The sequence below is a fragment of the Paenibacillus sp. LjRoot153 genome, assembly GCF_964253085.1.
In the GTDB taxonomy this organism is placed as follows: domain Bacteria; phylum Bacillota; class Bacilli; order Paenibacillales; family NBRC-103111; genus Paenibacillus_E.
On the sequence record NZ_CAXUQH020000001.1, the window covers coordinates 1,324,008 to 1,335,616 of the forward strand.

Annotated in this window: 10 protein-coding genes; 9 read left to right on the forward strand and 1 reads right to left on the reverse strand. The window is 49.0% G+C overall.

The window, feature by feature from the left end:
- Window positions 1-10 precede the first annotated feature (10 nt).
- The gene (locus tag ACSQ8P_RS05900) at window positions 11-787 is read right to left on the reverse strand and encodes an AraC family transcriptional regulator (protein WP_436234338.1); all 777 of its coding nucleotides are present in this window, start codon (window positions 785-787) and stop codon (window positions 11-13) included.
- A gap of 124 nt (window positions 788-911) precedes the next feature.
- Between ACSQ8P_RS05900 and ACSQ8P_RS05905 the strand changes: the two genes are divergently transcribed.
- From ACSQ8P_RS05905 to ACSQ8P_RS05945, 9 genes are all read left to right on the forward strand, one after another.
- Window positions 912-1,970: an amidohydrolase family protein gene (locus tag ACSQ8P_RS05905; RefSeq protein WP_436234339.1), complete on the forward strand. Its 1,059-nt coding sequence runs from the start codon at window positions 912-914 to the stop codon at window positions 1,968-1,970.
- Window positions 1,971-1,985: 15 nt separating this feature from the next.
- Window positions 1,986-2,336, forward strand: a complete 351-nt coding sequence (locus tag ACSQ8P_RS05910) for a Rieske (2Fe-2S) protein (RefSeq protein WP_436234340.1) — start codon at window positions 1,986-1,988, stop codon at window positions 2,334-2,336.
- 514 nt (window positions 2,337-2,850) lie between these two features.
- Window positions 2,851-3,801: a carbohydrate ABC transporter permease gene (locus ACSQ8P_RS05915; RefSeq protein ID WP_056608737.1), complete on the forward strand. Its 951-nt coding sequence runs from the start codon at window positions 2,851-2,853 to the stop codon at window positions 3,799-3,801.
- Between the two features lie 13 nt (window positions 3,802-3,814).
- Window positions 3,815-4,645, forward strand: coding sequence for a carbohydrate ABC transporter permease (locus tag ACSQ8P_RS05920; RefSeq protein WP_056608742.1), 831 nt, complete (start codon window positions 3,815-3,817; stop codon window positions 4,643-4,645).
- Window positions 4,646-4,663: 18 nt separating this feature from the next.
- On the forward strand, window positions 4,664-6,214 hold the full coding sequence (locus ACSQ8P_RS05925) for a response regulator transcription factor (protein WP_436234341.1): 1,551 nt from the start codon (window positions 4,664-4,666) through the stop codon (window positions 6,212-6,214).
- Window positions 6,211-7,920, forward strand: a complete 1,710-nt coding sequence (locus ACSQ8P_RS05930; protein ID WP_436234342.1) for a sensor histidine kinase — start codon at window positions 6,211-6,213, stop codon at window positions 7,918-7,920. Before ACSQ8P_RS05925 ends, ACSQ8P_RS05930 begins: the two co-directional genes overlap by 4 nt.
- A gap of 105 nt (window positions 7,921-8,025) precedes the next feature.
- On the forward strand, window positions 8,026-9,468 hold the full coding sequence (locus tag ACSQ8P_RS05935) for an ABC transporter substrate-binding protein (protein WP_436234343.1): 1,443 nt from the start codon (window positions 8,026-8,028) through the stop codon (window positions 9,466-9,468).
- Window positions 9,469-9,644: 176 nt separating this feature from the next.
- The gene (dgoD, locus tag ACSQ8P_RS05940) at window positions 9,645-10,805 is read left to right on the forward strand and encodes a galactonate dehydratase (RefSeq protein WP_436234344.1); all 1,161 of its coding nucleotides are present in this window, start codon (window positions 9,645-9,647) and stop codon (window positions 10,803-10,805) included.
- Window positions 10,806-10,836: 31 nt separating this feature from the next.
- A complete protein-coding gene (locus ACSQ8P_RS05945; protein WP_057302473.1) occupies window positions 10,837-11,589 on the forward strand; it encodes an SDR family NAD(P)-dependent oxidoreductase in 753 nt (250 codons plus the stop codon).
- Window positions 11,590-11,609 lie beyond the last annotated feature (20 nt).

Genomic DNA, 11,609 nt, shown 5'->3' on the forward strand with positions numbered 1-11,609 from the left:
CAGTCATTGATTACATTTTCCCGAGCTTCAATGAGTGGGAAGGTGGATGCCCGACGATTTTCTTATACATGTAGTTGAAATAGGTCTGGTCGCAGTAGCCGAGTGAATCCGATATTTCCCCGATAGTCATATTCGTCGTCAGAAGCAGCTCCCTTGCGGCGGAGATACGTATCTCATGCATATATGCTACCGGAGTTCGCCCGGTCACTTCCTTGAACACATTCGAAACATAATTCGGGCTTCTGTCGACATGCTGGGCGAGATCGTGTATTCGCAGAGGTTCCCGATAATGCTGAACGATATATTGCTGGAGCCGCAGCGCGAGACTTCGACGCGAGGAGGAGAACGTTCCGTTCGTTAATTCTCGCTGCACAAGTCCAAGTATCTCCGTCAATATACCATCGGATATCATCTCGTAAAAAGGCATCTTGCCGATCCACGATTCGTTGAGAACGGAGAATCGCTGCTTGATGTAGTCAAAACCGATCGGACGGTATAGCAAGTAGGGCTCCTTGCTGAATCCGGTTAGCTTATCGAGAGGTAAATCACTAAAATGGGCGGAGTACATATGGTGGGGCTCGCTCTCATCGGCTTCCGCAGCACGCCATGTACCTTGGGTCAGGAACAGCCCTTCCCCTTTTGAAATGCATAATGTCCTGTCGCCAATTGTATAGCGTACTTTTCCCTTCACGACGAGCAGCAGAATATGATGACGAGTCGGGCCCAGGTCCACATGCCAATTCGATCCGGCCGGCTGTTGGTCGAATATGATATGTTCGATCTTCATCAGAAACGTCTCCCCTCGGTCTTTTAAAAATCGTAGAATCCTTAAAAAAATTGTATGATTACCAATCGTAACCGCTATCCAAAGAAATTACAATAAGGACAGACGAAGGAAAGGGGTTTGATGTATGAACAAGGAAATGAAATGCATTGATGTCGATGTCCATAACGACCTGAAGAGTCCGCAAGAATTGCTGCCGTATTTGCCAGAGCCGTGGAGATCTAGAGTAGCGAGCTCGGGGCTCGGCTTTCCTGGGCACGGATATTGGTCTCCGGTCGGGGTCGTCCGCAAGGATTGCATTCCGCCTTCCGGAGGACCGTCTGCTTCCGATCCGGATTATCTCGTTAAGGATCTTGTCGAGCAGTTCAACATGGATAAAGTGATCCTAACGGGCAACTTGACGAACTCCTCGACGATCCATGATCCGGATTACGCAGCAGTGCTCGTCTCGGCCTACAACGATCATATTGTCGCCGACTGGCTGCCGAAGCACGAATCATTCCGGGGTTCGATCACCATCGCTCCGCAGGATCCGTCGCTCGCTGTGAGGGAGATCGATCGTCTGGCCGATCATCCGGCAATGGTACAAGTTCTCATGGGCAGTGCGCAGCGTGCAGGGCTCGGACAGCGCCAGTTCCATCCGATTTACGAAGCAGCCGAGCGGCATAGTCTGCCCATTGCCATTCATCCGGGGGGCGAAGGCGCAGCAGGGATGCCAGCCCCGACGCCAGCAGGTTATCCAACCCGTTACCTAGAGTGGCATACCTGCCTTTCGCAAAATTATATGGCACATCTGACAAGTCTCGTCTGCGAAGGCGTATTCGAGAAATTTCCGAAGCTGAAGTTCGTGATGCTGGAGGGCGGCATCGCTTGGCTTCCGCATCTCATGTGGCGGCTGGATAAAAACTACAAGGCATTGCGTTCCTCGGTGCCATGGCTGAAGCGGCTGCCGAGCGAATATATCAGGGACCACTGCATGTTCTCCACACAGCCGATCGAGGAACCAGATGACCCTAAGCAGCTGATCTCGATCTTCGATATGATCGATGCCGAGAATATATTGATGTTCTCCAGCGACTATCCACATTGGGACAACGATATGCCGGCGGAGATTTTGAAGCGGCTTAGCTTCGAAGCGCGGCAAAAAATATTTTACGATAACGCCAAAGCGTTGTATCGCATATAGGAGGGGGGATGAACAATGGCAATCCATTATGTAGCTGAAGCGGATGATATTCGGGATGGCAAGAGCAAGATCGTGGATGTCGAGGGCCGGTCTATCGGAATCTACTGCGTAGGAGGCGAATATTACGCGCTGCATAACAGGTGTCCGCATGAAGGCGCTCCGTTGTGCAAAGGTCCGGTTTGCGGAACAACGCTGCCGTCCAAGGTATACGAATACGAATTCGGCCGCAATGGCGAGCTGGTGCGTTGTCCTTGGCATGGCTGGGAATTCGAGATCAAGACTGGGAAATCGATCTTTGACGAGAAAGTTCGAACGAGAAGCTATAAGGTTCAGGTCGATAACGGCAAAATCGGGATCATCATTTAGACATTAATGCCGTTATTACGCCAATCCGAAATCGATACTTTTATTAGAATCTTGACAAAACAACCTCTCGCGGGCCGTCTAGCCTTTGGGAGGTTGTTTTTGTCGATATTGCGTCGGCGTGATGCCGACTGCTTTCTTGAAGAGCATATAGAAATACCCGGCCCTCAGAAATTCACAGCAGTGATTTTGAGAGGAGAGGACTATATAAGTTAACCTAACCAATCACCAGGCAACCAAGACGCTGCTGGTGATTTCTCTTACCCGCATTTCCACGCAAAGACTCCGCTTTGTGGGGTTGTTTGGCAGGAGCATGAATCCGGGTCCAGAATTTCTCCAGTTATGTGCAGTATATATAAAGTTTAAGGGGGGGATTGTCGAAAAGGGTGGTGCTATAATGGCGTTACCAATACAAAGAAGGGGGCAATACCCATGAATACTAGCGTGAAGCATTGGATTTCCTCGTTGGGGCTACGAGGCCTTCTGCCAGCAGATGGAATAAAGGAGGTCGGAAGGGATGACTGATTTATCCGTAAAGTCTGACATCACTCCGGCTGTAAGTGTGAGAGCCCTAAACCCCTTTCGACTCTTTTGGAGAAAGTATGGCGCCGCGTACCTCATGCTGCTGATTCCTGTTTGCTGCTTTGTTATTTTTTCCTTATACCCGATTGCTTGGGCGGTTAAATACGTTTTTTATTACTATGATGGTGTTAGGCCGGAGCGGTTTACGGGGCTGGCAAATTTCCGAGGACTGATGGATGATCAAATTTACTGGTCTAGCCTCTGGAAGCAGGCTCTTTTCTCCCTGAAAATCATCCTTGAGCTTCCTCTGGCCTTTATGCTGGCTCTGTTCCTCAGTTCGCAAATGAAAGGAAAAAATGTGTTTCGGGCCATGTTTGTTATGCCTTACATTCTGCCGGCCTCAACGATGGCCTTGGTGGTTTATATCCTGCTGAACCCGTACAACGGGGGGCTTAATCAGCTGCTGCTCGCCTTAAACCTGATCGATCAACCCATTGCCTTCCTGTCAGGCGGGTGGACAGCTTTTGTTAGCGGGATGGTTTTAGACGCCTGGCAGAATTTCGGGATCAATATGCTGCTTTTACTTGTAGGTCTGACCAGCATTCCGAAGGATGTCTATGAAAGCGCTGATATCGACGGAGCTACGGGGTGGACCAGGGTGCGTTATATCTCCCTTCCAATGATGGGGCGGATTCTGCAGATGATTTTGTTCCTGTCTATTCTAGGGACACTCAAGTCGATGGGCCCCTTTCTCGTCCTTACTGATGGTGGACCGAACTATGCTACCGAGCTGACCTTCTTGTATATTTTTCATCAGTTTTTCGGAGGAGATGCAGGCACCAATTATGGCTACGGGGCAACGGTCGCGGTGTTTACCGCACTTATCCTGGTCGTGATATCGATAGGCTATTTCAAGTTGACTAAGAAAATGGATTATCATAATTAAGGAGGACAGCAAAGTGAAACATCTGTTAAAGTGGTTAAAGTATGTAATTTTGTCTGTCGTCGCCATCCTAACATTGATTCCGGTGCTTTACGTCTTGTTTTATTCCTTCAAATCCAATCAGGAACTGATTACAGGTGGCGGCTTGCTACCTCGGAAGTGGATATTCTCCAACTATTCGGAGGTATGGGAAGAGCTGAATTTCTCCCTGTATTTCTATAACTCAGTGGTTTTTGCTACGGTTAGCTCTGGGCTGAGTGTGTTTATGGGGGCGATGTCTGGGTATGTTTTTGCCAGAACCCAATTCCCTGGAAAACGACTACTCTCTCTGTTGGTTATCGGGGTGATGTTCGTCAGCCTAGGTCCGATGACTTTGTTTCCAAAGTTCAAGCTCGCCGTGGATTGGGGATTGACGAACAGTATTTTTACGATCCCACTTGCTGCCTTGTATGGTTTGGGGGCTAGTGTTTTCCTGTACGAAGGCTTCGTTAAATCGCTCGGCAAGGAGATGGATGAGGCGGCAATTGTTGATGGGGCATCCTATTTCAAGCGTTTTTATCGACTGACACTACCGTTGATGGCTCCGATTACCGCTACTTTTTTCCTGTTGGAATTTATTGCGGAATGGAACACTTATATTTTCCCATTAGTCATGAGTATCGGTAATCCGGATACCAAAACACTGACTGTAGGTGTGGTTGAACTGCGGAATATGGGTTCTGGAGCAGCAGCCTGGAACTTGTTGCTGGCGGGCTCCATGATTTCGGTTATTCCCGTACTTGTCGTATTTATTGTTTTAAACCGGCAAATTGTAGGTGGACTTGCGCAAGGTGCTGTGAAGGGTTGACAGATCGGAGGATGCAGCATGTATAAAGTGTTGATTGTGGATGATGAGCATTTTATTCGGGAAAGACTAGTCACAATTATTCCTTGGGAAGAATACGATCTCGTGGTTGCCAGTGTAGCAGAGGACGGAGAGAGTGCCCTGGAGAAAATCCGGGCCGTTTCTCCGGATATTGTCATTACAGACATCAGAATGCCGGACATGACAGGACTAGAGATGATAGCCCGGGCTGAGGCCTATCGGCCGAATACCCAGTTTATCATTCTCAGTGCTTACAGTGAATTCGATTATGCCCGCAGGGCACTCCAGTTGGGTGTAACGGATTATCTTCTCAAGCCGACGAAGCCTGAAGAATTACTGCAGGTTCTTCTTAAGCAGGTGGATAGGCTGGAGCAACTGAAGGTGCTAAGAGAACGTGACCGCCGCAATCGCTATTATGAGGAATCCATCCGCTCCCAGTATATTCAAGAGCTCATATTAGGAGATCAGCCTGGCTATGAGTGGAAAGAGGAGTGTGTTCAGGTAGGGCTGAAATGGCTGCTAGATGGCGAGTTGAGACTGCACCTGATTACGCTGGATGGGGCTGATCAACACGGTCATATAGAGACTGCTAAGATTGACCAGTTTGCCGTGCAGAATGTCATGTTCGAGCTTATAGCCGAATACGAGGCTATTTGCCCGATTCGCCTTTCCTTCGGTAAATGGCTGCTGGTTACGGGAGGCATCAGCTCCCAAGAGGAGCTCCTCGTCTTTGCCTGGCGATTATACGATTGTATAGAACGATTCACCAAAAAGAAAGTACACATTATGATTTCAGAGCCTGGACAAAGTCCGCTCCAACTGTCGGGATTATTTTGGGAAACAGAGAAAATGATGGAATATATGGGAGCGAATCCGGAGGAGCCGGTTCGCTTTCTTTTGCCGTCTCGAGACGAAATGGCCTATGTGCAATGGACGAAGCCTATGGCGGAGCTCATCGGGTGGATGCTGCAGGGGGATACAGACCGAGTGATAGAGTGGCTCAACCAACTGGCTCCTGCCTTTGTGGAATGGGATCTGAATGCGGCTCAGCGTTGGTGCTTTGAATGGCTGTCCACGATCCGGGAGCATGCTGGGGCCCAGGGTGAAGGACTTTTGCCGAGTACAGATGACTTAAGGATGCGCATCTCCGGTCATTCGAAAATTAAGGAACTTCTGTATTTCTTTACCCATGAGATCCATCATTTGCTCCGTCAGCGGCATGGCAAAGGCCTTCATCGGTTGATTCGTCTTGCCCTGGAGCGGATTGGCAGGGAATACGAACAGGATCTCCAATTGACCACCATTGCCGAGGATTTAGGCCTTTCCCCGGTTTACTTAAGTGAGCTGTTCAAGCAGCAAACGGGAGTCACCTTCCGTGTACACCTGCTTCGGGCTCGCATGGGCGCAGCCATTAGGCTGCTGAAAGATCCCACGCTTAAGGTTTATGAGGTGTCCTATAAAGTCGGGTACAACAAGGTAGAGCATTTTGTGAAGTTGTTCAAAAGGGAATATGGCATGACACCCTCGGAGTATCGGGGGGCTCTAGTATGAAGAAACGCCGCCCGCCTTTCCGTCGGTTTCACCAAAAGCTGTTCTTGCTAATGCTCGCATTGGCGCTCCTCCCACTTCTGGTTGTCGGCCTTGTTAATATCCTTGTGACCTCCAATTTATTTACCCGGCAATTGGAAGAAAGCGCGGACTTGATCATGTCCCGCACAGCTGCCCCTCTAGGGCAGCTATATCAGGAATTCCAAACAGCAGAGGGGCTGTTTCTTCAGGATGAAGAGCTGATGCAGGCTTTTGCAAATCCGCAAGCTCCTATTCTCAGGCAGGTAGAGGTGGCCAACCGGCTATCTCAGTACCTGACCAATATCAAGTATATTAACGCGGACTTTCGCGTTTCCTTTCTCTTGCCTCGAAATCACTATCTTTCCAGCTACGGCCTTCCTGTAAAAAATGATCCCGCACGTATTGAGAGCTTTTCCCTGGATAAACGAACACTTGAACACGTTTACTGGCTGTCTGACGATAAAACAGCGGGGGAATTCACCTGGGTCGTTCCTTTAGGAAGTGTTGCCGCTCAGCAATTGCACGGTTGTCTTCTGATTACCATCCCGTACAGCTCCATGAGCGCAATGCTGGAAGGGCCGCAGCATCTTGGCCAAAGCCAATATCTTATTGTTGATGCCGGGAATGGAAGATTAATCCGTTCTCCGGGAACGGTGGAGAATGCGGATCTCCAGTCGAGAATCCTTCATCTTCCTGAAGAGAAGAGTATGGACAAGTCGGAATACAGCTTTACAGAAGGGGATAGCTATTTTTCCATACGAACGATTGGGGCGGAATGGATGCTGCTCGGCATTGTACCACGGCATCAAGTGCTGCTGCCGCTCTATAAGGTATATCAATGGACCATCGGCCTGGTGGGGCTATTGCTGTTGGGTATGACGCTGCTCTCCATCAGGCTGGCACGGAATTTCTCCCGGCCGATTGAACGGTTGGCCTCGCTGGTTGTCCGAAAGAAAAGCGAGGGGGTCAACATGCACATCCCGCCTTTGGTGCGGGCGGATGAAATCGGCGTCCTCTATGACGGGATTCGTGAACTGTTAATGGAAATCCGTCAGGAGCAGGTACTGAAGAAGGAGTACCGACTGAGGCTGTTGCAGTATCAGATTAACCCGCATTTTCTCTACAACAGCCTGGATACTATCCAGTGGAAAGCGCTGGAGCACAAGGATCGAGAGCTTACTAATATGATTGAATATCTAAGCGGCTTTCTTCGAGGAGGCCTGGATCAGATCGATGTCGTGACCGTTGAGCAGGAGCTCAGGCACCTGAATAACTATATTGGCATGCAGCAAATCCGCTACAAGGGGCAGTTTACGATTGCCATCCAGATCCCTGAGGAATTCATGCAGCAGGAGATTGTGAAAATCTCGCTTCAGCCGCTGGTGGAGAACGCCATCATGTACGGAATGAGCCGCCAGGCGGGTGGAAGTCTTATCAAGGTTGAAGGCTGGCGCGTAGCAGAGGATGCTTTTTGCATTAGTGTCTTTGATGATGGACAAATTCTGGACGAGGAGCGGGTACAGCGGCTGCTCAGCGAGCAGGTTCCCGATCCGGACTCCTTTGGCATCCGTAATGTTCATGAGCGGATCCGACTTTATTTTGGTGGAGATAGTGGCCTGCGGATGAAGAAGTTGGAGCGGGGAAAATGCTTTGAGCTGCTGCTTCCCTTTGTGGAAGGGCTTCCATAATCGTGGCTGGTTTGTCAGTAAATACGAGTTTTGAGGGGTTAACTGCGGGTGGATTCCTTTCTATAATGAGGGTGTAATTCAAATCAAGATGAGGGGTTGAAGCAATTGAGTAGAAGTAAATGGGGAAGCCGCAGTTTGATTACGATAGCTGCCGTGGCGCTGGCTTTGTCTGCCGGGTGCTCGTCAGGTACAAACAATGGCAAGGTTGCCAGCAGCACCGCGGGGGTAGAGAAAGAAAAGCCTAAGGAAAAAGTGACGATCAAGGTTTGGACCAACACGCGGCATGATCTTGAGGTTCGTGAGGGCTTAATCAAAAAGTTCAATGAAACGAATCCTGACAATATCCAAATTGACTATAAGGTTTACTCGGACAACTATAACGAGCAGTTGAAGCTTGCGCTGAATGCGGGTAAACTTCCGGATATTGCTTATTATACGCCCGATCTGTCCACTGCGGATTATCCACTGGATTTGAATCCCTTGATCACACCGGAAATTCGCAAACGCTTTGATAAATCCGCTCTTACAGCTCCACCAACCTCCAAGAATGGTGAACTGGATCGTGTCTTTGAAAACGTCACCACTTTTAAATTAGTTTACAATAAGGATTTGTTCAAAGCATCCGGACTTGATCCAGAGAAACCTCCAACGACCTGGCAGGAAATGCAGCAATATGCGAAACAGATAACAGCCAGTGGAGGCGGCAAGAAGTTCGGTCTCGGTCTGCCGATCAAGCAGTCGGCATTCTGGCGGTATTATGTGACTTATCCGGCAGTTGTTTCGGGAGACATTTATGGCAGGGATGGCTGGAATGCCGTAACTGGAAAATATGACTTTTCGCCTTTTGCTAAATATGTGAAGTGGTGGATTGATGTGAATAAGGAAGGCAGCGTCTTTCCTGGCGTAGGCAATTATGACAACGATATGATCCGCGCCCAGTTTTCCGAGGGCAATATCGGCATGCTGTCCGCCGCAACCTGGGATATCGGGGTATTCAACGATCAGTTTCCAGCAAAAATCGACTGGGCCGTGGCAGACTTCCCTACTTGGGCAGGGAAAGTTCTGGGGGGGCCTGGCTACGAGACAGCGGGCGGATTCAGCATCAACAAAAAAACGGAGCATCTTAAAGAAGCAAAGAAGGTATGGGAATTCATGATCTCCGATGAAATGTTTGTGACGCTGGCCAAAAAGGGTCTCGGTTCCTTTACAAACCTTGCCGCTCAGGAAAAATCGATTCAACCAGTGGATCGCAAGGGATCAGCAGGTTTTGTCATCAACGGGAAGTCAACGAATTATCCGGTGGCGCCACTGCTGGATTATTCCGTTTTAAACCCTCCGCTTAAAGTGGGCTCAATCGATGTCAAAAAAGCGTCCGTTGTAAATGACGTCATGTCGGAGCTGTTTATCAGGGGCAAGGAGCTTCCGGAAATTGAGAAGGGACTGCAAGAGCTGGGAGATGCGTTCAACAAACTGACGGCTGCCAATGTGGAAGCGAAAACGGTGGATTTAAACAAGTATCTGCAGCCGGATTTCAAGCCGCTGAAGTAACGGCTGATAGCAGCGATTAACGCTACCGGAACTATACTTTGGTGAAAAACTTATCTTTCGCACCCCCCAGATCACTTTGCATAGCAAACAGCTCTGGGGGGTGTTATCTATCGAGTGCAAGGGGCGGCGATTCAGTCCGTGAGAACAAATATGACATGTTTCTTAGGGGTGTGGAGATGAAAATTACTGGCGTGAATACGTTTGTCGTCGATTGTTACCGGACAAACTTCGTATTCGTCAAAATTTACACAGATGAAGGTATTTCAGGGGTTGGCGAAGCAACGCTGGAGTATAAAGAGAATGCTGTAACTGGGGCAATAGAAGATATAAAACGTTACCTAATCGGTAAAAGCCCGTTTGATATCGAAGCGCACTATCACAATATATATCGTGATGCCTACTGGCGGGGTGGAGCCGTTCTGATGTCTGCGCTTAGTGCAGTGGAAATGGCATTGTGGGACATTAACGGTAAATCACTAAGCGTTCCGGTTCACAGGCTGCTTGGGGGCAAGGTTCACGATAAGGTGAAGGTGTATGCCAATGGATGGTTTGCCGGCGCCACTTGCGTAGAGGATTTTGGTGTAAAAGCCAAGGAAGCGATGGAGCGAGGATTCAAAGGGCTCAAGTGGGATCCGTTCGGCAAAGCGTACATGACCCTCTCGAATGAGGAAATGGATAAGGCTCTCGCATGCATAGGCATTGTGAGAGATGCCGTCGGTTATGACATGGATCTGTTTATTGAAGGGCATGGCCGGTTTAATGTACCTACAGCGATTAATATCGCTAAGGAGATTGAAGCTTTCAAGCCAGTGTGGTTCGAAGAACCAGTTCCGCCAGATAACTTGGATGCCATGGTAGATGTAAGGCGGAAATCTCCGGTGGCTATCGCAGGCGGAGAACGATTGTTTACGCGACAAGGATTCAGTGAAGTGTTCAAGCGAAGAGCGCTTGACTATGTGCAGCCGGATATCAGCCATGCTGGCGGCATTATGGAATGCCGCAAAATTGCAGCAATGGCGGAAGCGAACTATATTCCATTCGCCCCGCACAATCCAAGCGGCCCTATAGCTAACGCAGCTACACTTCAATTGGCTGCCTGCACGCCTAACTTTTTTTATCTGGAAATTATGGCAAGTGATGTGCCTTGGCGCAAAGAGATAACGGACGAACAGCTGCATTTCGAGGATGGCTATATGACGATCCCGGATAAACCGGGGTTAGGCATTGAACTGTATGAAGACTCAGCCATTAAATATCCTTTTGTCCCGCACGATTTAAGGCATTATAACGGGCAACTTATTCAAATACGACCACCGGCTGCCGAGCATTACTTTTAAATCATTTTAGAAACCGAGGTGAAGCATCGTTATGTTTGATTTATCTGGCAAAGTGGTCATGGTAACGGGGTCATCGCAAGGTCTCGGACGCGGGATGATCTTAGGAATGGCTGAAGCGGGAGCTAATGTGATTATTAACGCTCTGGAGATCACGGAAAGCGCACTTCAACTTGTTGAGCAGGTCAAGGCGATGGGGCGGGATGCCATTGCGATTCAAGCTAATGTCAGCCAAGAAGAGGATGTCCAGAGATTGTTTCATGTGGCGGTAGAGAAGTATGGACGCCTCGATATATTGGTCAACAATGCCGGCACTTCCAGGGCGGAAACGATAGGCGAAACGTCGCTGCAAAGTTGGAATGAAATCATCAACAACAACTTGACGAGCACCTTTTTATGCTCGAAGTATGCCATGGACATCATGATGCCGCAAAAAAGCGGAAGGATTATTTCCATCAGTTCGGTCGTTGGACATCAGGGTGCCTTGTATGGCCATGTTCACTACGCTGCTAGTAAAAGTGGACAGATCGGCTTCACAAAAACGCTCGCTCGCACGGCCGCTCCTTATGGCATTACCGTTAACGCGATCGCTCCGGGCATCATCGAAACCGAATTATTACTTCAAACGCATGGGGATGAGAAGGTAAAGAGTTTAACGGAATCCGTCCCCTTAGGCTTAGGGAAGCTTGAAGACGTTGCGGCTGCGGCGGTATTCCTAGCCAGCGATGAGGCTAGGTACATTACCGGAATTATTCTGGATGTGAACGGCGGTCTTTATTTACGATAAGGAAAGGACAGATTGGGAAA